25 protein-coding genes are annotated in these 22873 nt (G+C 41.0%); 16 read left to right on the top strand and 9 right to left on the bottom strand.

The genetic code is table 11. The features are described from left to right. Window positions 1-18 precede the first annotated feature (18 nt). The 8 genes from K8U60_RS02910 (at window position 19) to K8U60_RS02875 (ending at window position 7002) form a co-directional block, all read left to right on the top strand. Window positions 19-1197, top strand: a complete 1179-nt coding sequence (locus K8U60_RS02910) for an amidohydrolase (RefSeq protein ID WP_223634135.1) — start codon at window positions 19-21, stop codon at window positions 1195-1197. Between the two features lie 32 nt (window positions 1198-1229). Continuing rightward, window positions 1230-2531 carry a M20 family metallo-hydrolase gene (locus K8U60_RS02905; RefSeq protein WP_223634883.1) on the top strand — a complete coding sequence of 434 codons (1302 nt, stop codon included), beginning with the start codon at window positions 1230-1232 and terminating at the stop codon, window positions 2529-2531. Between the two features lie 252 nt (window positions 2532-2783). Continuing rightward, complete coding sequence (locus tag K8U60_RS02900; protein WP_223634132.1) at window positions 2784-3083, top strand: replication/maintenance protein RepL; 300 nt, start codon at window positions 2784-2786, stop codon at window positions 3081-3083. A 397-nt stretch (window positions 3084-3480) separates the two neighbouring features. Then, window positions 3481-4149 carry a YveK family protein gene (locus K8U60_RS02895; RefSeq protein WP_223634130.1) on the top strand — a complete coding sequence of 223 codons (669 nt, stop codon included), beginning with the start codon at window positions 3481-3483 and terminating at the stop codon, window positions 4147-4149. A 28-nt stretch (window positions 4150-4177) separates the two neighbouring features. Further along, a complete protein-coding gene (locus tag K8U60_RS02890; RefSeq protein ID WP_223634126.1) occupies window positions 4178-5188 on the top strand; it encodes a GNAT family N-acetyltransferase in 1011 nt (336 codons plus the stop codon). 53 nt (window positions 5189-5241) lie between these two features. After that, window positions 5242-5718, top strand: a complete 477-nt coding sequence (locus K8U60_RS02885; RefSeq protein WP_223634123.1) for a hypothetical protein — start codon at window positions 5242-5244, stop codon at window positions 5716-5718. A 28-nt stretch (window positions 5719-5746) separates the two neighbouring features. Continuing rightward, the gene (locus K8U60_RS02880; protein ID WP_223634120.1) at window positions 5747-6070 is read left to right on the top strand and encodes an MGMT family protein; all 324 of its coding nucleotides are present in this window, start codon (window positions 5747-5749) and stop codon (window positions 6068-6070) included. A 197-nt stretch (window positions 6071-6267) separates the two neighbouring features. Next, a complete protein-coding gene (locus tag K8U60_RS02875) occupies window positions 6268-7002 on the top strand; it encodes a gamma-glutamyl-gamma-aminobutyrate hydrolase family protein (RefSeq protein WP_223634116.1) in 735 nt (244 codons plus the stop codon). Window positions 7003-7038: 36 nt separating this feature from the next. Here K8U60_RS02875 and K8U60_RS02870 read toward each other — a convergent pair whose 3' ends face one another. The 3 genes from K8U60_RS02870 to K8U60_RS02860 form a co-directional block, all read right to left on the bottom strand. After that, the gene (locus K8U60_RS02870; protein ID WP_223634115.1) at window positions 7039-7632 is read right to left on the bottom strand and encodes a DUF3267 domain-containing protein; all 594 of its coding nucleotides are present in this window, start codon (window positions 7630-7632) and stop codon (window positions 7039-7041) included. An 84-nt stretch (window positions 7633-7716) separates the two neighbouring features. After that, window positions 7717-8049: a hypothetical protein gene (locus tag K8U60_RS02865; protein ID WP_223634113.1), complete on the bottom strand. Its 333-nt coding sequence runs from the start codon at window positions 8047-8049 to the stop codon at window positions 7717-7719. A gap of 12 nt (window positions 8050-8061) precedes the next feature. Next, window positions 8062-9483 carry a helix-turn-helix domain-containing protein gene (locus K8U60_RS02860; protein WP_223634111.1) on the bottom strand — a complete coding sequence of 474 codons (1422 nt, stop codon included), beginning with the start codon at window positions 9481-9483 and terminating at the stop codon, window positions 8062-8064. Window positions 9484-9850: 367 nt separating this feature from the next. On the opposite strand from K8U60_RS02860, the gene K8U60_RS02855 reads away from it, so the two are divergent. Together K8U60_RS02855 and K8U60_RS02850 are read left to right on the top strand one after the other, a co-directional pair. Continuing rightward, window positions 9851-10444, top strand: coding sequence for a general stress protein (locus tag K8U60_RS02855; protein WP_223634108.1), 594 nt, complete (start codon window positions 9851-9853; stop codon window positions 10442-10444). 149 nt (window positions 10445-10593) lie between these two features. Next, entirely contained in the window at window positions 10594-11466 is an 873-nt protein-coding gene (locus tag K8U60_RS02850) for a YflT domain-containing protein (RefSeq protein ID WP_223634105.1), read from the top strand. 36 nt (window positions 11467-11502) lie between these two features. Here K8U60_RS02850 and brnQ read toward each other — a convergent pair whose 3' ends face one another. From brnQ to K8U60_RS02835, 3 genes are all read right to left on the bottom strand, one after another. Next, window positions 11503-12828, bottom strand: a complete 1326-nt coding sequence (gene brnQ, locus K8U60_RS02845) for a branched-chain amino acid transport system II carrier protein (protein ID WP_223634102.1) — start codon at window positions 12826-12828, stop codon at window positions 11503-11505. A 118-nt stretch (window positions 12829-12946) separates the two neighbouring features. Then, window positions 12947-13132 (bottom strand): CsbD family protein, encoded by a 186-nt coding sequence (locus tag K8U60_RS02840; protein WP_223634099.1) that lies wholly within the window; start codon window positions 13130-13132, stop codon window positions 12947-12949. Between the two features lie 72 nt (window positions 13133-13204). Beyond that, window positions 13205-13498, bottom strand: coding sequence for a hypothetical protein (locus tag K8U60_RS02835; RefSeq protein ID WP_223634096.1), 294 nt, complete (start codon window positions 13496-13498; stop codon window positions 13205-13207). 101 nt (window positions 13499-13599) lie between these two features. Here K8U60_RS02835 and K8U60_RS02830 point away from each other — a divergent pair, with 101 nt between their 5' ends. Then, window positions 13600-14562, top strand: coding sequence for an NAD-dependent epimerase/dehydratase family protein (locus K8U60_RS02830; protein ID WP_223634091.1), 963 nt, complete (start codon window positions 13600-13602; stop codon window positions 14560-14562). Window positions 14563-14768: 206 nt separating this feature from the next. After that, a complete protein-coding gene (locus K8U60_RS02825; protein WP_223634087.1) occupies window positions 14769-15845 on the top strand; it encodes a glycosyltransferase family 4 protein in 1077 nt (358 codons plus the stop codon). A 117-nt stretch (window positions 15846-15962) separates the two neighbouring features. On the opposite strand, the gene K8U60_RS02820 is transcribed toward K8U60_RS02825, so the two are convergent. Then, window positions 15963-17012, bottom strand: a complete 1050-nt coding sequence (locus K8U60_RS02820) for an LCP family protein (protein WP_223634070.1) — start codon at window positions 17010-17012, stop codon at window positions 15963-15965. A gap of 164 nt (window positions 17013-17176) precedes the next feature. Then, window positions 17177-17812, bottom strand: coding sequence for a YigZ family protein (locus tag K8U60_RS02815; protein ID WP_223634067.1), 636 nt, complete (start codon window positions 17810-17812; stop codon window positions 17177-17179). Window positions 17813-17967: 155 nt separating this feature from the next. Between K8U60_RS02815 and K8U60_RS02810 the strand changes: the two genes are divergently transcribed. Both K8U60_RS02810 and K8U60_RS02805 read left to right on the top strand, forming a co-directional pair. Continuing rightward, the gene (locus K8U60_RS02810) at window positions 17968-19113 is read left to right on the top strand and encodes a sensor histidine kinase (RefSeq protein ID WP_223634064.1); all 1146 of its coding nucleotides are present in this window, start codon (window positions 17968-17970) and stop codon (window positions 19111-19113) included. A gap of 27 nt (window positions 19114-19140) precedes the next feature. Then, window positions 19141-19815: a response regulator transcription factor gene (locus tag K8U60_RS02805; protein WP_223634061.1), complete on the top strand. Its 675-nt coding sequence runs from the start codon at window positions 19141-19143 to the stop codon at window positions 19813-19815. A 774-nt stretch (window positions 19816-20589) separates the two neighbouring features. Here the strand turns inward: K8U60_RS02805 and K8U60_RS02800 are convergent. After that, complete coding sequence (locus K8U60_RS02800; RefSeq protein ID WP_223634058.1) at window positions 20590-21198, bottom strand: 3'-5' exonuclease; 609 nt, start codon at window positions 21196-21198, stop codon at window positions 20590-20592. A 131-nt stretch (window positions 21199-21329) separates the two neighbouring features. On the opposite strand from K8U60_RS02800, the gene K8U60_RS02795 reads away from it, so the two are divergent. Further along, window positions 21330-21899 (top strand): DUF4440 domain-containing protein, encoded by a 570-nt coding sequence (locus tag K8U60_RS02795; protein WP_223634055.1) that lies wholly within the window; start codon window positions 21330-21332, stop codon window positions 21897-21899. Between the two features lie 102 nt (window positions 21900-22001). After that, window positions 22002-22835: a DegV family protein gene (locus K8U60_RS02790; RefSeq protein WP_223634052.1), complete on the top strand. Its 834-nt coding sequence runs from the start codon at window positions 22002-22004 to the stop codon at window positions 22833-22835. The last annotated feature ends 38 nt before the right edge of the window (window positions 22836-22873 follow it).

The following is a 22873-nucleotide window of genomic DNA, read 5'->3' as shown; positions in this document are numbered from 1 at the left end:
AATTGGAGGAAATTCACCATGATTAACCAAACCATAAAAAATGCCATCAAAGATAACAACGAAGAAATGATTCAGATCCGCCGCCAGCTCCACAGCGAGCCGGAACTGTCATGGGAGGAGTTTCAAACTTCCCAATTTGTCTATGATTACTTAACAGAACTTGGCATTGAAGCGCGTAAGACAGAACCGACTGGCGTAATCGGAGAGCTGAAAGGCGGAAAAGAAGGCAAGACCGTCGCATTGCGAGCTGACATGGATGCTTTGTCTGTGGAAGAGTTGAATGTGGATCTGCCTTACAAGTCAAAAGAACTTGGGAAAATGCACGCATGTGGTCATGATGCGCATACATCCATGCTCTTGGCAGCTGCTAAAGCTTTGGCAAGTGTAAAAGCGGAGATTCCAGGAAATGTCCGGTTTATTTTTCAACCGGCAGAAGAAGTGGCGACTGGTGCGAAAGCAATGGTCGAACAAGGGGCAGTAGCAGGTGTTGACGATGTGTTCGGTATCCATATCTGGTCTCAAAGCCCATCGAACACTGTTGCCTGCAACCCAGGCGCTTCATTTGCTTCAGCAGATATTTTCAAAGTGCATTTCAAAGGGCAAGGCGGGCATGGAGCGATTCCACAAGCCTGTATCGATGCAGCCATTATCGCTTCTTCTTTTGTCATGAATTTGCAGTCTGTCGTATCGCGTACCATCGACCCCCAGCAAGCAGCGGTCGTGACTGTCGGAAAGATGGTCGTAGGAACCCGCTTTAATATCATTGCAGAAAATGCTGAGATTGAAGGCACGGTAAGATGTTTTGACCCGGCGACCCGTGACCATATCGAAAATCAGCTTCAAGTCTATGCTGACAACACGGCTGCCATTTACGGAGGTTCTGCTGAAGTCGAGTATATAAGAGGGACACAGGCGGTCATCAACGGAGCAGAAAGTGCACAGTTGGTTCAGCAAGTGGCCAGTGAAGCATTCGGTGAAAATTCCATATATGATGAAAAACCGACAATGGGCGGAGAAGACTTTTCGTTTTATCTGGATGAAGTTCCCGGTAGCTTTGCATTGGTGGGTAGTGGAAATCCTGATAAAGATACACAATGGGCACATCATCATGGCAAATTCAATATTGATGAAGATGCAATGGCAACAGGCGCAGAACTCTATGCACAATATGCCTGGTCATTTTTAACCAAGCAATGAAGTTGCGAAGCACAATAAAAAAGGAGGAAATCATACCCGTGAAAAATGATAATCCTTTATACGAAGAGTTAATGAAAGACTATGATACTACGCTCGACCATTCAGGAATCAATGGAGAGCGAATTGCAAAACGGCTTTATGAATTGTCCCAAATCGGATTCGTACAGATTGGAGGCGTAAAAAGACCAGGATTTTCGGATGAAGAAAAAGCGGCAAAAGAGCTTGTGAAAAAATGGATGGCTGAAGCGGGATTGTTGGTGAAGGAAGACGGAGCCGGCAATATCATGGCAAGGCTGGAAGGCAAATCTAACGGAGCGGCGATTGCATCCGGCTCCCATGTGGACAGTGTTCCAAATGGAGGGAATTTTGACGGTCCTCTGGGTGTTCTGTCTGCTTTGGAAGTTGCAGCATCATGGAAAGAAACGGGCTATATTCCTGAAAAGCCTTATGAAGTCATCGTCTTCTCGGATGAAGAAGGATCCCGCTTTAATAGCGGATTAACGGGCAGTCAGGCAATGACAGGTGCAATCACTGAGCTGGAGATGGCTCAGCTCAGGGACTATAACGGGGAAACCCTGGAACAGGTACTGGCGCATTATGGCAGTTCCTTGGATGCTTTTAAAACGGCTAAACGGGATTTAAGTGAATTGGAACTATTTGTGGAAGTTCATATTGAACAAGGCAAAAAGTTGGAAAAGGCAGATCAGCCGGTGGGGATTGTAAATGGAATTGCAGGTCCCGCTTGGCTCGAAGTGGAATTTGTCGGAGAAGCGGGACACGCAGGGAACACGCCTATGATTGGAAGAAAAGACTCATTGGTAACAGCAGCGGAATTCCTGCAATCGATCCCTGAATTTCCAAAAACGGTCAGTGATACTGCAGTAGCGACGGTCGGGAAATTAGACGTTTTTCCTAATGGGGCGAATGTCATCCCTGAAAAAGTGAAACTGCTTGTCGATATTCGGGATATAAATGAAGAACCGAGAGACCGCCTCATCGATCAGTTGATCGAGCAGGCAGAAAAAATTGCGGCAAAAAACAATATTCAGGTGAACAGTAAGTTGAATACACGCATCCAACCAGTACCGATTGTTGAAGACCTCCAAAAGCGTTTGGCGGTTTCCCTGGAAAAGTTCGGAATTTCTCCGACCTATATTCCAAGTGGAGCGGGACACGATGCTATGAATTTGGGCCGTTTTATTCCGGTGGCTATGCTCTTTGTCAGAAGCAAGGATGGCATTAGCCATAATCCGAAAGAATGGTCATCTCTGAATGACTGCGTCACCGGCATCCATGTACTCAAGGATTTTGTTGAAGACGCGATGAATCGATAAAATAGGATTGTGCGTTGCATTTAAACGAAACAGGAAAAGAAATACTCTTTTCCTGTTTTTTGCTGCCTTCAAAAGATTTTAAAGTAGGTTCTATGCTTAATTTTTATTCGAAAGTTAAATCCTTATAATGGATAATTAAAATTAAATTTGGAATTATCAGTATTAATTGAAATAGAGTGACTATTTTTAAAGAGAAAGGGTATAGGAAGAATAAGTACCTATCAAAGGGCTGCAATTTTTGGAGGTGGTTAGATGAAAGTAATGGAAAATCGAGTGCCTAATAGAACCAGAAATTTTTCGGAGGAAAAGATTTTAAACGAATGCCGTGAATATTTTTCATCCGAAACTGAAAAAACAGCAGAAATTGGTGAAAGGTTTATACGCTATTTTTTAAAGAACGCGTCTTCAGAAGGTGTGCTTTTCAAAACCATCAAAGAAATTACAACAGACATTACTATTTCACATCAAACTTTAACGAAAGTCTTAAAAACGCTCGAATCGAAGCAAATCATTTACCGGAGAAACGGCATTATCGGTTTGTGGAAAGATTAACGGCGAAAAGCATCTCTCAATTTATTGAGAGATGCTTTTTTTATTGGTTAAAAATAAAGAACGCATGGAAAAGATTGTTCAATAAGTTTCGAGTAGAAAGACTCTTTCCATTGTAGATTAAAAGCTCCAACTACTTATTTGTTATGAGAAGAACAAGTCTTAAGAATCAGTATTCCCACTCGCGTATTAGGGTGAAAATACCCAAACATAAGGATATAAATATAAAATAATTTAACTAGATAGTCTAAGTGCTTATATTTTTTCTGAATAATTTAAAAAATATCCTTAAAAGTGTAGATTGAACCAATAATTTATGATATAAATGAACTATAATAATCTGAATTTTTAGAAATAATTACAAAAAAACCGTCTGTTTTAAGCGAAGGAGGAGAGTTTTGTGAAGAATAAGCAAGTTATTTTGTCCTTATTGATGAACTTGAAAAAACAAATTCGCTTCACAATTGGACTCACCCTTCTTTTGATGCTGGCAGTATGGGCTGTTTTTGTTTTTATTATCGAACCTGAACACCAAGTATCCAGCCAATTGCTTATCCAAGAATCAGTACCAGCGATCCCACACCTGGCTGCAGAAAAAAACCAGGTAGACTTTCAAACTTTAGAAGCATATGCAGCCTTTGTCGAAAGTCCAGAAGTACTGGAGCGGGTACGGGGAAACCTCGGATTAAAAATGTCCATCTCCCAACTTCGGGAGCGAGTGGAGGTAAGTTTTTCCGGTCATTCACCGGTTTTAACAATCCTTGTTTCTTCTGGCAGTACCCAACAGGCAATTGAAATTGCTGATGCATTGGCATTCACTTTTCAGAATGCGGTAAAGAATTCATTAAAAGCGGACAATGTCACAATTATTTCGTTGGCATCTTCACAGGATGGAAGTATAAATCCAAGTGGAAACGACCTGCTGTCTGCTCTGGTGATAGCAGCGGTTTGTGGATTAGTTTTCAGCATTTTTTCAGCATTTGGCATCGCGGCATTAAAAACAGCTGCCAATGCAAAAAAAAGAAAGATACGAAAAAAAGAGAATCAGTTGCAGACAGTGTTTAAGTGATTTTCTAGGTGAAGCAGGGGTGGAAAGCATGTACGAGCTAATATCAATACAAGAACATAGTCGTTGGCAACGGATTCTTGATATTTTGAAAATATCGGATATTTACTATACGAGCCAATATTTTCTGGGGGCTTTGAAATTAGATCCGGGAGAAGCTTTGCTTTTCTATTACAAGGATGAAGATGGCGAGGTTGCCTATCCTTTCATCAAAAGGCGTATAAGCGATGAAAACACCCCTTATTTTGACGTTACGACTCCCTTCGGTTATGGAGGTCCTATAGTAAAAGCAGGGAAAAATCATTCCAAACTGGCCGCCAACTTTCGGAAAGCTTTTGTTGAGTATTGTCAGAGTGAAAAGATTATTGCTGAATATATACGTTTTCATCCTCTCAAAGAGAATGCCCAGTTTTTCAAAGATCACCTGAAACTCTCTCCATTGTATGAAACTTTTACAATCAAACTGAAAGATTATTTCATTTCCAACACAAAAAAACAGTCGCCCACTGGACAAGCTGATAAGGATTTGGATTTAGTGGTCAAAAAACTTGGAACGGTTCGGCATATGTTTGAATTCTTGGTGTTGTATTATTCAGCAGCAAGAAGAAGGGAAGAGGCAGACAGCTATTATTTTTTCACCAATGATTATTTTGAGACATTGATCAGTTCCATGGGTCCTAATCTCCATTTATTTGGTGCTTACCACGAAAACAAATTGGTTTCAGCATGCTATGTTCTTGCTATGGGAGATACGATCTATTACCATCTCGAGGGAAGTTTGTCCGAAGTGGAAAGTGAAAATACGCTCAGAACCCTTCTACTGAAAATTGCTGAGTGGGGAGAAGAAAATTATTATACTTTCTTCCATTTAGGTGGAGACTTTCAAGGGGAAGCAAATAAAGATACTCAGATAAAAAGAGGAATCGCTAATTGTGAACCTGCTGTTTTTTCTATCGGTCAGCAAATTCATGACTTGCAGGCCTATCACAATATGGGGTCTTTTGAAGACGAAGATATCATACGAAGATATAGAAATATTTGATGGTACAGAATGGAAGAGCATAAAAATCGCGATTATTCCGGGGAGGTATACTAATGAGATACATGCAGTATAAAGGTGTGGTAGAAAGAGAATACAAAAAATCATTGAGAAAAATCATGTATGAAATTTGTGTAGTAGAAGGGTTGAATGCTTCCCTGGGAGCAAAAAAGCTGGGAGTTGCAAAAGAGATTTTTGTTTTTTGGAGAAGTTTCTATCGTTTGGATAAGAACCAGCAATTGTTTGACCAAGCAGTCGATAATATGGAACAAATGAAATTCCTTTATTTAAATGAAGCGAAAGGCATTGATTTATCTCGCCCGTTGCAGCATCAAAATGAACAATCACTTCAAGGTCTTGAAGAATTGATTGTCCATATGATAGAGTATTATAAATGCAAACACGCTGAAAGTGGTGGTCTTGCAATAGATGCAGGAAAGTTGCCATTATATGAATTTGCACAGGAACTTCTTGAGGAGTATAAAACCGGCAGCTTACTAGCCGAAGTGGAAAACCTGAAGAAAAAAGCGTAATTGAAAATTTTCAGAATGGATGGAATGGATGCAGACTTTTACTGAAAGAGCATTGACAATTATAAAGCAGATTCCTCCCGGCAGAATTATGACTTACGGACAAGTTGCTGCAGCTGCTGGAAGTCCCCGGGCAGCCAGGCAAGTGACAAGGATCCTTCACAGCATGAGTGCCAAGTACAACTTGCCTTGGCACCGAATCGTAAACGTTCAAGGCCGTATTGCCCTTATAGATGAAGAATCCCGATCTTTCCAAAGAGAGTCGTTGCAGGCCGAAGGTGTGAAAGTGGATGCGAATGATCAGATTGATTTAAATCGTTTTCGCTTCGATCCAGAGAAGGATGGACAGTGTTGAAAAACCCTTAGCAAGGGTTTTTTTTATTGGTTATAAAGTAGTGGGAATTGTAACTGCCTGCACAATAAGAAGAAGTGAGAACTTCTCAGGGAAAGAATGCAAAGAAAATATTTTGCAGGTTAAATGTTTACTGGTTTGGAGCTCTAGGGTATACAAAACAATGGACAAACTGATTAAGTGGAAAAGAGGAAATAAACATGACAGTAAAAGATAAGCCGGTAATTGGCATAACAGCACGCGTGGAAGAAGATCAGACATACTCGCTGGATCCTGTATATGGCAGAGCGATTTTGCAGGCTGGCGGTTTACCATTAATTGTACCTATCGTAGATAAAGAAGATATCCCCTTGTTATGTGAGCGTTTGGATGGGCTGATTGTCACTGGGGGAGGAGATATAAATCCTACCCTATACGGCGAAGAGCCACATCTGCGCCTGGGAGCAGTATATCCTGGCAGTGATGAATATGAAAAAGAATTGATTTTGAAGTTTCTTGATTTAGATAAGCCTTTCATTGGAATGTGCAGGGGTTTGCAGATGTTCAATATTTCATTGGGCGGCACTAACTATCAGGATTTAGAGTCCCAGTTTGAAGGGGATTTACATCAGCATAAGCAAATGGCAATGCGGACTCACCGTACCCACTCAGTAACTTTAGAAGATGAAAGCTTATTATATGACATCATGCAGGAGAAAAAGTTCAATGTAAACTCCTTCCACCATCAGGGAGTTAAAGATGTTTCAGAACAATTGACAGTAGCAGCTTATGCGGCAGACGGATTGGTAGAAGCACTGGAAAGTAAAAACCACCAATTTGCGATGGGAATTCAATGGCATCCGGAAGAATTTGCCCTTCAAGGGGATGAGGCATCGATGAATATCTTCAAGCGTTTTGTCGATGAGTGTTTAGTGGATAAAAAACAAAATCAATAAAGTCAAAACCACAATTGATAGAAAAAGATCCAGGGATTAGTTATTCCCTGGATCTTTTTCGTTTTCTGACGGGACAAACAGCGTTGTTTCTTTGCCATTGTCCTGAAACAAAGTATGTGCAGACGAATTGAAAGCAATAGAGGCTTGTACATAGTCGCCTCCCGACCCAGCAAAATTTACGATCATTACTATAAAAATACTGAGAAAGAAGCGCTCAGGAATGACTAACAACAGGATAATAAGCAATGTTCCCCATAATAGTACAGGAGCTAATGCGATGACAATAAAATTGCTCCGGTTAAAGACTGCTTCGCTCCCGACGGAAAGAAATGGGAAGCGAATTCGAAAGGAAGGTCGACTCCCCGAAAAGATCTTTATGAAAAGAGCGTGAGTAAGTTCATGAAAGGCCATATAAATCAAAACCAGCAAAACAGTGACTAGAAACGATAGAAAAAGGTTCAAGTCCGTTGACAAAGGCAAGCCAGTCCACAAAGCTAAACTGATCAAGACGCCGGTGATGAATACGAAAGAGAATTGAATTATCCCATTCAGGTGCTTGTCCTTAGCTAAGTTAAACGTACGTTTAGCTTCGTAGCCTGTAGGCAAGGTGCCTGTAACTTGTCTATCCATAGAAATCCCTCCATCCATAAGGTCAGGAAAGTAAAAAAATTGCCGCTTTAAAATATAAGCGGCAACCCAGTATGATTAAATGTATCAAGCTTGTTGGTTTTTAACAGACCAAGGTTCAGGCACACGGGCCTGGGCAGCAACTTCTGTTCCAACTGACCAAGGTTCAGGAACGCGGGCCTGGGCAGCAACTTCTGTTCCGACCGACCAAGGCTCAGGAACGCGGGCCTGGGCAGCAACTTCTGTTCCAACTGACCAAGGTTCAGGTACACGGGCCTGGGCAGCAACTTCTGTTCCGACCGACCAAGGCTCAGGCACACGGGCCTGAGCAGCAGTTTCAGTGCTTGTTGAATTATTAGTAAAAGGCAAAGTACTTAATACAAGAACTGAAAAGAATAATATAGTCATTCCTTTTTTCATTACTTCCACTCCCTAAAATAGAATTGTTATATTCTTATATGCTTTTCTTGCTTTGTTCATAATTTCTGCAGATTCTTTGTATTTCTTTTGTTTGTAAAAGACATCGCCCAAGTGCCCTAAAAAATATCCCATCTCAAAGTAATTTTCAGTAGCTTCAAGGCTTGGGGTTAGTCGATTTAAAACATAATCTTCAAATTCTTTGAAGTTATCATTTACTAGATGATCCAAACAAATGAATTCAATATAAGCTTCCTTAAAGGCTTGGTTTGTTGGCGAATCAAGACTTATTTTTTTATTCTCTACTATATCGAGTCCTTTTTTTAGCCAATCCTTTGCTGCTTCCTGATTTCCGAGTTCATAATTACATTTTACTAAAACACAATAACTTATTAGAATATCGGCAGGGTATTCTGGATGGATATAGTCTAATGAACTTTCGGTATGTGTAATTGCCTGCTCATAATTTTGAAACAAGAAGTACGCATAACCGATATTATATTCTGTCGTGAAACGCAGAATATCAATTTCCAGCTTGTTTCCTATCGTCAAAGCATTTTTATAATGTTCCATTGACATTCTGAAATTGCCGAAATGCTGGTGCGTAATCGCGATATTTAAGTGGCATTCGACAATGCGTTTAGGTATAAATTCCTGTTGGTAAATTTTTAGCGCCATTTCCGAATACTTGTACGCCATTTCTGTTTCTCTGCATTTAGTGCTGGAAATTCCAATTGAATAATAAAGATCTCCGAGTTCAGAAGCAGAAATCGTATTAGGGGCAATTTTTTCTGCAACAAGATAGGTCTTTAATGCTTTTTCGAAATCATTCAGGATGTAGTTGTAGTTGCCGTTGTATTTATGGAACAGGTAAAACTGTTCCTGGTTCATAAATTCCCTGAATCGATCCACTTCTTTAATTTTTTCTTCAGCACTATCCAAATCTCCGGTAATGATGAAGTACCTGATTTGTTGAATGGAGTATTCCAGTTCCACATCTTCATCAGCATGCAGTAAAGGGTGACCTTGTATGTCTGCATACTGCTCCATAATTTTAGCTTTGTTTTGAGGATGTAATAATGAGTTTTTGAAATTCTTTACGAGTACTTTTCCAATCGGATTATCTTTGGGAGCTAATGGTATAGCCAATTTTTTGCATAATGCTTCCAAGTCTTTCAACGCCGGATCTTTACTGCCGTTTTCTATTTTTTTCAGTTCCCGGGGAGACAGTATGCCAGAGGCTATATCTTCCAAGCTGATTCTCTTTTTTAAACGATGGTATTTTAAACGCATTCCCGTGTCCATTACTGCTCTCCTTTCCTTTTGCAAGGGCAGTACTTCTGTCATCCATGTAGGAGAGTTGTTTTCCGCCTTTGTCGGATCTTCCGAAAAGTAAGAAGAAAATAGATCGCCAAGTACGATAATTGCCGCCTCCATATCCTTTTTTTTACTTTGTGTTCATATCTTTAATCCATGATATCATCAATTTTCAAAATAAACTGCTTTTTTATTTTAGAAATATGGAAAAAGAGAAAAAAGGTAAAATATGCTTACTCCGGTAATTGTTGAATAAAATTTTTTTTGAAATAGACTTATCTATAGGTATATTGTATTGGAAAAGATTGGTTGACAACCAATCCTGCGCCTCAATCTAAAAAATGTGTGGATCAGCAGCCTTTCAGTAGTGGAATCACAAGTGCTGGATAAGAGATTTTCCCATTCAATTGACAGAGAAGGTTATGGTTAGTCCTGTGATGGGTAAAGATACAATAAGATATTTTATCAAATCTATGGAGGTTTTTGTATGAGTTCGCACAAAAAAGTCTTGGCGGTAGTATTTTCAGACACTGATTTATTGAAGAAGATTGAGGATCTAAAGAGTTCAGGTTATAAGGAACAGGATCTTCATATAATGGCAAAAGATACTGACCACTTTAAGGATTACGAAGTCGATAAAAAAGAAGTTGATACATTTGCTGATAAATTCAAAGGATTCATTTCTGGAGAAAGTGGTATACGGGAAGGGGTTAAATCCTTGAACCTTTCGGAGACAGAAACAGAACGTTATACAGCTGATCTTGCAAAAGGTGGCATTCTGCTTTACAAAGACGAAGAGAATGAAACAATCCTTGATGAAATTTCCAGCAATGAAGTAAGGGCAGAGCAAGAAGAACCGAATGATCGAGAAAGAAGGCAGTTCATCAATTCAGTTGATAATAACTTTGATGAGCAGGAAGACCGTTTTGCTCGTGGTGAAACATTTATGCAGGAGCCTACTATAGTGCAGGATGAAAAGCATAATTCGTTTACCACACAGAAAAAGCCTGATGTTGAAAAAGTACGTGGCGGTTCGAGTGAAGCTGAAAAGCATACCCAAAGCGACAAAAAGTATAAGTAAAACTTTGCTGAACGTTCAGCAAAGTTTTTTTGACTTGAGGATAATATAGGCAGTTGGAGAGTGGGGACTTGTCTTTGCTCACTGTAGGTTTTAGCGATCCATAGGAGAGGGTAAACAAAAGTAACACAGTACACAGGAGGTTTTGTAAAATGAGATCAGGAAATCGTGAATTTGAAATTGTCTACAGTAAATCAGAAATGGAAACAGCCATCCAGTCTTTAAAAGCAAAAGGTTATCGTGAAGAGGATATCCATGTAATGGCTAATGATAAGAGAATGGTGGAAACTGCTGGAAATTCAGGTGTTCATGCAGATCAGGCCAATTCCTTTTCGAATCGCTTTAAATCATTTCTGGGAGGGAAAGATGTCGTCAGAAAAGAGCTGGATCGATTTAATTTGAATAAAGACAGAACAGATGACTATGAACGCGAAATTGAAAAAGGGGCTGTACTTCTATATACAGACGGAGATGCAGCATCACCCGAAGATGAACATTTTTCTTCTTTAGATGATTCAAATGCTCCAATGGATATGGAAGGTAGCACAGGACAAACAGCGGGTAACAAAGTTATTCATCGCAACGACGTTAACCACGGAAACTCTGATGAGATATATGCGCGCGAAGTTTCCAGAGAAGATCAGCATGCACGTGCAGGTAAGAATGACCGCTTGCAAGATTCGCGCCTGAAAGGTGATGAAATTCATCCGACAGATGGGTTGAAGAAAGATGAAGGCAGTGTACGCGAGAAGGAATTGGACCATGAACCAGGCCTTCAAACAAAAGAAGGCGAAGATAATCTATTGCGTGAAGATGGAGTAAACCGCCGCCAGGATGAACCTTCGCCCGGAGTAGACCCGAATTTGGGTCCTGCACCGTTTGGACGCGATTCAGAAGAAGAGCATCTATTGAATGATGAGCGGAAGGATAAGAGTGATAAGGGTAGAAACCCTCGCGATCATTATGACGAAAGAGATAGACAGAACAAAGAGGATACGCCACCGCCAACGCAGAGATTATTTTAAATGCAAAGGAGCCATTCCCGATAGGGGAAGGCTCCTTTAGTTGTTCTTATGGGTCCATCGCGCAACTGCTATTCCGATTGCCGTTCCGACAACAGCCGGAAGGACCCAGCCAATTCCCTGTTCAAAAAACAGCAGGTGGCTTAAAATCGAATCGATCTGTTCAAAGGCTATGCCGGCTGAACGGAGGGCGTCGAAAATACTGACGATTGCAGTTACTGAGAGGGCAATTATATAGACGAACGGTTTTCGGTAGAAAACTCGATCAAAAAATGACAGTATGACTAGAACAATTGCCACAGGATAGATTGCCAACAATACAGGGAGTGATATGGCGATTAACTGGGTTAAGCCTACATTTGCAATTATTGCGGAAAAGAATGCAAAAAACAGGACATAAGTGATATAAGAAAATTTGGGAAAAATCTTATAAAAGAATTGTGCAGTGGCCGATACCAATCCAATAGAAGTAGTCAAACAAGCAAAGCTTATTGCAGCAGATAGGATAATGCCTCCAATTTCTCCATATAGAATACGTGAAGCCATCGCAATGATGATGCCTCCGTTATCCTGCAGGCCGATAGCTTCTACACTTGTAGCTCCAATGTGGCTTAACGATAAATATACTGCAGATAAACCGATGGCAGCAATAAACCCGGCATAAGCGGTCGCTTTTAGAATGGTTCTTGTATCCGAAACACCTTTGCTTCGGACGGACTGAATAATGACAATCCCGAAGACCAAAGCGGCGATAGCATCCATCGTAAGGTAACCCTGCAGAAAGCTTTCAAAGAATGCTTCTGTATCATAATTTCCAACAGGTGAATTGATAGAACCCATCGGCGTCAAAAAACTTTTTATAGCCAGTGATCCAATGACCAGTATTAGCAAAGGCGTCAAAACTTTACCGATCCTATCGACTAATTTCGTGGGATTCATCGCAAACAAAACTGTGATGGTAAAGAAGATTAAAGTAAAGATAGATAAAGACCAGAAAGATTCAGCGAAGTCAGTTGGCAGAAAAGGTGCTGTTCCGATTTCAAAAGCAACTGTAGCGGTACGCGGAATCCCAAAGAAAGGACCGATCGCTAAGTAAACAATCATTGTAAACACAATGCCGAATACAGGGTGAACACGCCCGGCTATGGACTGAAGGTCACCGCCTGCTTTTGCGATTGCCAGAATGCCCAATAACGGAAGGCCGACTCCTGTCAGCAAAAATCCGGTTATGGCGATTGCTAATTGGTCGCCGGCAAGCTGCCCTAAATAGGGGGGGAAGATGATATTTCCAGCACCAAGAAACAAAGCAAAAAGCATCAGTCCCAAGGTGAGGATATCCATTTTTGTAAGCGCCTTCTTTTGCATGACAAGCTCCTTCATAAATAACATTTGCGCACGAATGTTTATTATAACCGAATTCTTTAATTTTTGAAAACATTATAAATGCAAGAAAAAAAGCCCGGTTCGGAAACCGGACTTTTGATTAGTTATTATTTTTGTTTTTGAAGTCGCCGATCTTATCTTGGATATTCCCTTTGGCTTTATCCATTTTGCCTTCATTCTGCTTTTTAGGATCATCAGAGGCATTACCGATTTGATCTTTGAGCTCGCCCTTGCCTTTGTTCACAGCACCTTTTAACTTATCTGAGAAGCCTTTATTGTCGCTCATGAATTATTCCTCCTCCAAAATTTAGCTTACTACTATAATAACCTTCATAGGCAGATGCTAAACATCAAGAAGTCAATTCCTCGTGGCAGGGAGGTTTAATAAGGTTTTTTTAGCGGTATCTTTAATAGTAATACATAAATCTTCTTCGCTTAATCTTTTTAATGTCTGATGAGGCGTATGACGGTTTTGGGCAACGGCCAATCGTACTTCAGTATGCTGATCCATCGACAAATCAACAAGCAATCCTTCGCAGTTGATGATTTTCGCGAGTTCTGCACGGGATCCGTAATCCATCTTCAAAACAGCAGCTTCATCCCAAGGCGTCCAGTCCGTCTTCAATGAATAGCGTCGAAGAGAGTTATCCATTTAAGTAACACTCCTAAAAAGTTAAAATTCAATCTATTTTATTTAATATATCATATATAAGTTATTTAAGTAATCAAAACTACTTATAAAGGAGCAGGTAAATGAAAGTTTTAGTACTTGGAGGCACATCTTTCGTAGGAAGACATATGGTAGAGGAACTAGTGGCTAAAGGACATGAGGTGGTTTTGTTCAATCGGGGGAAAAGTAATCCTGGACTCTTTCCGAAGCTAAAGAGAATTAGAGGGGACAGAAGAAAAGACGCTGCAAAACTAAGAGATGGCAAATGGGACGCTGTATTGGATACATCTGCTTACACACCAGCAGATTTGCAGCCAATCATGGAAAATATCAGAACTGATCATTACACATTCATTTCTACGATTTCTGTATATAATGACTTCACATCAGGGCCAGTTAAAGAAAGTTCTTCTGTATTTCGAGAAAATGTCAAAGGTGACCGGGTTACAAGTGATACCTATGGTCCTTTCAAGGTGATGTGTGAACAGCTGATTAAAAAAGAGACTGGAGACAAGGCATTGATCATCCGCCCAGGCATCGTGATTGGACCTTTTGACCCCACAGACCGGTTTACTTACTGGGCAATGAAATTAAATGATGAAAATACTGTTTTAATTCCAGGAAGTAAAGAAAGGAAGGTCCAATGGATCGATGCCAGAGATTTAGCCCGATTCACAGTCATGCAATTGGAGGCAAAGGTGACGGGGGTGTTCAATGTAGTGGCTGATCCAGTTTCTATGGAAGAGTTTGTTGAACAAATATCCGATAGAGAATGTAAAACTATTTGGGCAGATGATCAGTATTTAATAGAGGAAGGGGTGGAAGCTTTTGAACTGCCGTTTTGGATTCCCTATTCAGAAGAATTTCCAGATGGTTTTATTTTGGCGGATAATGAAAAAGCGAAAAGTGCAGGTTTGACCTTTCGTACGCTGAAACAATCTGCAAAAGAAACACTTGAATGGATTGAAAAACAAGGGGATTTTCGATTGACAGCAGGGATAAGCACAACAAGAGAGCAAGAATTATTGAAGAAACTTGGAGAGTAAGAAATCAGTGGTTTCACTATTTTGACTGTTCTTGGGGCGAATATAGTTTTAATAAATAAAAATTTGTGCTTGTTGAAACTTTATCCGAATGAAGTCGTCCAATTTATAAGAGCCTTAAGTACAGGCAAATTTTTCTTTATTTCTAATTTAGTCATGCTATAATACAAATGGATATGTATGTATCAATGTTTTTAAGGAGGAAAGATATGCTATACCTTACAATGGTTTTGGCATTTATCGCTTCGATTGTGCTGACTCCGATTGTCAAACGCATCGCCTTTCGGGTAGGCGCAGTTGACCGTCCGAATTATCGAAAAGTTCATGCGAGAATTATGCCGCGATTAGGCGGATTGGCCATTTTCGGTTCATTTTTAATTGCATATTTTATATTGAAACCCCAAGATCCGATTTCCAATGCTATAGAAGCTTCATTTATTTCTATTGAAACGGCTATTATTATAGGAGCCTTATTGATCATCATTACCGGTGTCTTGGATGATATATACGAAATCAGTGCGAAAGCTAAATTAATCGGACAATTGGTTGCCGCAGGAATTGTAGTGGTCGGCGGTGGACTTGAAATTTCCTTCATCAATCTGCCATTTGGCGGAGTACTGGATTTTGGTTACTTGAGTATTCCACTGACGATCCTTTGGATTGTTGGTATTACAAACGCAATTAATTTAATTGATGGCCTCGATGGATTGGCCGCTGGTGTTTCTACGGTTGCTTTATTGACTTTAGCGGCTATGGCATTCATTATGGGCGATATCTTTGTCATGTCAACAGCTGCTCTATTGGCAGCAAGCACTTCAGGGTTTTTGGTCTACAACTTTCATCCCGCAAAAATCTTTATGGGGGATACGGGTGCATTGTTTCTCGGATTTATGATTTCGGTGCTGGCATTAATGGGCTTCAAAAACGTAACGGTGGTTGCGTTAATTATTCCAATCATCATGTTGGGTGTTCCGATTTCGGATACATTTTTCGCCATTGTTCGTCGAGTACGTGAGAAAAAATCTATTTCGGAAGCCGATAAATCCCATTTGCATCACTGTTTATTGAATATAGGATTCTCTCATAGACAAACTGTCTTGATCATTTATGGAATTGCAGCCTTATTCGGGCTTGCAGCACTGTTATTTTCCCAAGCGACCTTATGGGGAGGGATTTTGCTCATCAGCGTGATGCTGGTAGCAATTGAACTTTTCGTGGAAGTCGTCGGATTGGCAGGAAAGAATTACCGTCCGCTTTTAAATTTGGTGAGGCTGATCGGCAAATGAAGAAACTGAACTTGAAGCTTAAATGCTTTGGGTTCAGTTTTTTTGTGAAGGAATAAGATGGTCTTATTTCGAAGTTTTACCCACGCACGTAACAAACCACAAAAAAAACACCACATTTTATTGTGGTGTTTTTTCATCTTCCGTTTGATATTCCGCTAATTCCTGTTCAATTCCGCTATTCGTTAAATTCGATGTGTCCGGCTTTAAACCTAAGTGGCTTTTCAGAACATCTTGTACTTCCATCAGCGATTCTTCTTCAAGCTGCCAATAGTAAATCCCAGTGGTCATATCATCGTAGCCATCCAGTGTAATGGTTTCTACATCTGGTTTTCCATTTTTCGCATATTCGAAAAATGCTTGCATGTCCTTGAAACTCATGCTCGTTTTCATATTGTCTCCCACCGCTTCAATGACATCCCCATATTTCGTAATTGATCCGGCTGACAAGGTCCGGTTCATAATGGATTCCAAAATCATCTGTTGGCGTTTGCCCCGCTCAATATCATTGTCGTAATGACGAGTTCTCGCAAGTGCGAGTGCTTCACTGCCATTTAAAAATTGAATGCCTTCTTTCAATTCGATGGCATTTTTTGAATCGTTTTCATCCTGCTCGGTCAAATCATAAGGGACTTCAACTTTGATGCCACCGAGAGCATCGATCGTATCAATAAAAGCATCGAAATTCATGCGCAGATAATAATCCACCGGTACTTCCAATAATTCTTCGACACTTTCAATGGTCGAGCTTGGCCCATTATAAGAGTAGGCGTGCGTAATTTTATCTTTGTATCCTGCATCAGGAATATAGGTGTAGGTGTCACGAGGAATACTGACCAATTTAATGGACTTGTCTTCGTTGTTCAAAGTGGCTAAAATCAGTGCATCCGAACGGATATTGTCATCGCTTTGATCTCGCACTTCGCTGTCATCCACCCCTATAAACAAAATAGAAATGTTATCAGTAAGCGGTTCGACTTTTTCGTCGCGTAAATCAGATAGGCCAAGTCCGTCATCAAAGGCCCCATCTGCTGCAAACTCAGCCTTCTTCACCAAATAAATACCATAGGCAGATACACAAATAAGTAATGAGACGGCTAAAGTGGCGATTATCTTGATAATTGTCCTTTTCTTATCTGCTTTGGTTTTCCGATAAACTTTTCGGTTCATGTTTAGTTTCTCCTCTATAAGGAATGGGCTAACCGAGTATCTATTTCGGACAATCCAATCTTTTATTTAAATTAGATATGTTAAAATTTGGAATTAAGTATATTTTCATTTTCCTGTGCTGTTGATATTATACAGTGATTTTGGAAATGCGTAAATAAAAAGAATTACAGTGCCTTAAACTCCAAAAATTCACTGGTGACTATACTGGTCTTTGCTTGGCCGTTTGTCAATTCATTTATCCAGTTGATAAATTCTTCTTCTTTTTCAACTGGAACATGAATATAGAGATCCACGCCTTCTGTGTATTCGAGATGATCCAGCGGATATGGAGATTGACGGATTTCGTTTTCCAGTTTTCCAAGCCAGGTATAGTCTATCGAAGTTTTCATCACATGATGGAGTTTTCTTTCGACTATACCGGCAGCAGCAAGCGACGCAGATACAGCTTTCCCATATGCCCGTATCAAGCCGCCGCTGCCCAGCTTGATTCCGCCATAATAGCGAGTGACGACAACGACTGTATCTTTCAAGCCTTGTTTCTTAAGGACCTCCAGCATAGGAAACCCGGCAGTTCCACTTGGTTCCCCGTCGTCATTGGCTTTTTGCACAGAGTCGTGTTCTCCGATAAGGTAGGCAGAACAATTATGTGTAGCTGACCGATGAAGGGATTTAATGGAATCGATAAATTCGATAGCTTGCTGTTCGGTTTCTGCTCGAGCGGCATGTCCGATGAACCTGGATTTTTGGATAAGTATTTCTGCACTGGCAGAATCGCCTACAGTTGTGTAATTTTCTCGCAATTTGACTCCCCCTGTTGTAAAATGAAATCAGATAATTTGTAACGTATATTTAATATGGTCTTGCGTATATAGTGATATACTTAATACAACCGACAAGGTATAAAGAAGCAAGGAATATACCTGGATACAGTCAGTATAGCTAAGGCGGTTTTGAAATGGCAAAGAAAATCGGTGGAAAATCACCTGATTCTATTTTTAATGCAATGCTGGAAGGAATGGAACAGGCAAAACAAGATATTTTCGTCATTAGCGAAGAAAGTCGCCAAAGTTATGAAGAAATGAAAGATGAGCTGGAAGATGTCCGAGTGAATATTTCACGTGTCATTGAAGCCGGAGATCTTTTGGAAGAGAAGACGCGCGCTGCTAGGAGGCGTTTAGCTGAAGTATCTCAGTTTTTCAATTCTTTTACTGAAAGTCAGGTTCGCCAAGTATATGAGCAGGCAAATGACCTTCAAGTACAATTATCCCTAAATCGTAACGAGGAAAAAAAGTATCGGCAAAAGCGGGACAAACTGCAGCGCAGGCTTCAAATTTTACTTCAGACGATAGAACGGGCTGAAAGCCTAGTCAATCAGATCAATGTCGCCAGCAGTTACTTGAATTCAGATTTAGAGAATGTGGATGAGGCTATCGGCAAGAATAAGTCAAGTCAGGATTATAGCCTGCGCATCATTGAAGCACAAGAGGAAGAAAGAAAACGCCTCTCGAGGGAAATCCATGATGGACCGGCTCAAATGATGGCGAACGTCTTGCTCCGTTCAGATTTGATTGAAAGGACTTACCGTGAAAAAGGCCCTGAGTTGGCTTTCCAGGAAATCACTTCATTAAAGGATATGGTTAGGCAGGCATTGACTGAAGTGAGAAGAATCATTTACGATTTACGGCCAATGGCGCTTGATGATCTTGGTTTGGTGCCGACTTTAAAGAAATACATCGACACCATTCAAGAGTACAACAAGGGAATCAAATTGGAATTCCAGTCAAATGGAAAAGAAGGTCGGTTACCCAATAAATACGAAACTGCTATTTTCCGCCTTATCCAAGAAGGAATTTCAAACGCAATCCGCCATGGAAAGTCGACTAAAATTACAGTTGAGATGGAATGGTTGAAAGACCAGGTGAAAATCATGGTAACTGATAACGGAACTGGTTTTGATCAAGGGATCGTGAAAAACCAGTCATTCGGATTAGCCGGGATGAGAGAAAGAATTGAATTGGTCGAAGGTGACTTTTTCATTAATTCCTCACCTGGGAACGGTACAATCTTAATGTTTCATATACCTTTTAAAAAGGGTATGTAAGATAGGGTATTCGAGGAGGACGACATAATGACAAAAATAATTATTATTGATGATCACCAATTATTTCGTGAAGGTGTAAAAAGAATTCTGGATTTTGAAAGTTCGTTTGAAGTCGTTGCTGAAGGTGGAGATGGCAGCGAAGTCGTTAAATTATATGAAGAAAATCAGCCGGATGTGGTATTGATGGATATCAATATGCCGCAAAAAAATGGTGTAGAAGCAACAGGTGAATTGATTGAGAAATTCCCTGATGCAAAAGTCATTATGCTGTCTATTCACGATGATGAATCTTATGTAACGCATGCATTGAAGACAGGTGCTTTAGGTTATATGCTTAAAGAAATGGATGCAGATGCGATTATTCAGGCTATTAAAGTAGTAGCAAAAGGCGGATCTTATTTACATCCGAAAGTAACCCGTAATTTGGTGATGGAATTCCGTCGCTTGAGCGAACGTGAAAACAAGGGCTCTTTCCACCAAACGGAAATTCGTCGTCCATACCATCTTTTGACAAAACGGGAAAGTGAAGTCCTTCAATTATTGACAGATGGCCAAAGCAATCGAGTCATTGGAGAAACTTTATTCATCTCGGAAAAAACAGTTAAAAACCATGTATCGAGCATCTTACAAAAAATGCAGGTAAATGACCGGACACAAGCAGTTGTGACCGCGATTAAAAATGGCTGGGTTGAAGTAAGATAATACGAATAGCGAAGACGGTGTATCTGCTGGTTGGCAGATGCACCGTCTTTTTTGTTTAGTAAGGAATTAATTGTTTTGCTTTTGGGCGCTTCCGCTTTTCTGATTGTCTAGCTCCAACGGCCAACTCCTCGGGTCATAAGCCACTCTAATGTCAGTTGCAAGCACCTAGCTCTTCGGCTCATAAGTCATCCCTGCTGTGTGACAGAGAACGCCACTCTGCTAGTCTGCCTTATGTCTGTCAGAGCTGAACAGGCACTTTTCACTTTTTGTGCTATGCGGCAAGTACGCCGCTTCGCCAGAGCGTCTTATGCCTGTCGGAGGTCCGCAGGATGCGGATCATGTAAGCGTTGCGACAGGAAGTCGCGCTTTTAGCTTACTTTCCTTTAAATGGCTGCTTCCGCTTTTCATTTTCCAGACTCCGGCAGCCAGCTCCTCGAGTCGCTTCAGCCTTACCCGCAATGGCAAAGAACGCCATGACCGGTAAGGCTTCCAGCGCTTGGCGGAGCTAAGCGGCTGCTTCCGCTTTTCATTTTCCAGACTCCGGCAGCCAGCTCCTCGAGTCGCTTCAGCCTTATCCGCAATGGCAAAGAACGCCATGACCGGTAAGGCTTCCAGCGCTTGTCGGAGCTAAGCGGCTGCTTCCGCTTTTCTTTGTCCAGCTGCAGCGCCCAGAACCTCGGGGTCTTAAGTCAATTTGCCTGTGCGGCTGAAGGAACGCCGCTTCGGCAAATCGCCTTAAGCCTGTCGGTTCTAGATGGGCGCTTCCGCTTTTCATTAAAGCCGGTCATAACAATATTGGTAGATGGCTGCTGTTGCCAGGCAATCGCCTAATGCGTCGTGGGCGTCGTGCTCGAGTTTTAAAAAGGCTGTTAATGTGGTCAGTTTGTGGTTGGGTGTTTGGGTAATGGCTTTTCTCGCCAGTTTGACTGTATCGATTACCGTGTATTCAGGAATTGGCGTGATTTCTTCCAATGCATATAAGAACCCCATATCAAAAGGTGCATTATGAGCGATGATCGGCAATTCGCCGATAAACGCAATCAATTCATGGGCAACTTCTTCGATGGTTGGTGCGTTTTCCACATCTTTATTGGTGATGCCAGTAATTCGGGTGATGGTGCTGGAAATGAAGCATTCCGGATTGACCATGAGATACATGGTTTCCTTACGTTCATGATCAATGAATTTGACGGCGCCGATTTGGATGATTTTATCGTTTCCTGCACGCAGGCCGGTGGTTTCAAAATCCAGGACTACGTAATTCTCGACTTTTTTCATGCTCGATTTATACTTCTTGGGGCGAGCAGGCTGTTTACGGCTCCATTGAGGGCGCGTTTCTTTCATTTTTTGTTCCAGTATCTGTCTCGCATCTCTTTTCTCCATGCGATCCCTCCTTTTTTATACCTATTAGTGTACCGTAAAACTGAAAAAAATTCCGTTTTGATAGATGACACAGTTTCTTCATTGTATTCACCAACTGCCTATGGCAAAATGAAGCGCAGGAGGAATGCATGATGAAAAAAATGATTATTGCGGCAGGGCTTATTTTGACACTGGCTGCCTGTTCAGATTCCGAAGAGCCTTCAGTCAATGAAAACACGGTCGAAGATGGCAATGCAGCTAATGAGAATAATGCAGTCGACCACGGCATTGATGAAGACAAGGAAGAAAAAGTCGGTTTTACAGTGGATGATGAAGGAAATGTTATAGAAGCGGAAGTGCCTGAAGAGCAGGCCAATGAATTATTGGCAGCTTACGATGAGTATATTGCAGCATTTAATGCGGAAGATATTGACCGTTATATGAACATCATCGCACAGGATCCGGATGGTTTTGATCGCGAGGAAGATAAAGCGGCATTAGCACAAGCTTTCGAAGCTTACGACAGTCAATATGAAACAAGTGATGAAACGATTGTAAAATACGAAGAAGACCGCGCGGAAGTTTTTGCGACACTCAATGTAAAGATGAAGGACGCGAACTCGGATGATGCGATTGAACAATCTGGCCGGCAGGTCGTTGTATTCGAAAAAGAGAATGATGGATGGAAAGTAACAAGCGTTCACTTTATCGGTAATCAATAAAAGGTTTCCCGCTATGTGCGGGAAATTTTTTTATTATGTCCTTTCCATTCATGTCTTTTCTATGTCTTTTTTTGGTAAACTAGCAGAGGAGGCTGATTAAACATGAAAACGGCAATTGTAACAGACAGTACATCTTATTTACCTGAAGAAACACGCAAAGCCTTGAATATTCATATGATTTCGCTGGAAGTGACATTTGGAAACCAGTCTTTTAAAGAAGCGGAAATGACTGAAAAAGAATTTTATCGTAAAGCTAAAGAGGAATTCCCGAAAACTTCGCAGCCCCCACTTGGAGAATTCACCACACTTTATGACAAGCTTTCAGCCGATTACAAGGAAATCGTCTCCATCCATTTGTCCAGTGGCATCAGTGGGACTTACGCAGGTTCGAAGCAGGCGGCTGAAATGGTCGATGGCGTGAAAGTCTATTCTTTTGATACAGAGCTTACCTGTGCTTTGCAAGGGTTTTACGCAGTTAAAGCTGCGGAAATGGCTGAAGAGGGAGCGGATGCTCAAACGATTTTGGCTGAATTGGATGAAATGAAAACCTCTTTGCGCGCCTATTTTATGGTAGAAGACCTGAAGCATCTGCAGCGTGGAGGAAGATTGTCCAGTGCTCAGGCCTTGGTCGGAGGAATGCTACAAATCAAACCGATTTTGCATTTTCAGGAAAAAGTCATTATTCCTTTTGAAAAAATTCGGACACGAAAAAAAGCGATGAATCGAATTGTTGATTTATTGAAAGAAGACAGTAAAGATGGCCAGAAGCGGCAGGCGACAGTTATTCATGCAAACCGTCCTGAAGAAGCTAAGCAATGGCGAGCAGAACTGGAAGTTGCATGTCCGGAAGTGGATTTTGAAATTTCTTATTTTGGACCGGTTATTGGAACACATTTAGGAGAAGGAGCGATGGGTCTTGGTTGGGTGAAAAAATAAACCTGCTGAGGCTTTTTCTCTATCGAAAGGTGGTTGCA

This window comes from Planococcus circulans (assembly GCF_020023385.1).
Taxonomy (GTDB): domain Bacteria; phylum Bacillota; class Bacilli; order Bacillales_A; family Planococcaceae; genus Planococcus.
The sequence above is the reverse complement of the archived record's forward strand: the minus strand, read 5'-3'. Positions and strand labels throughout refer to the sequence as shown.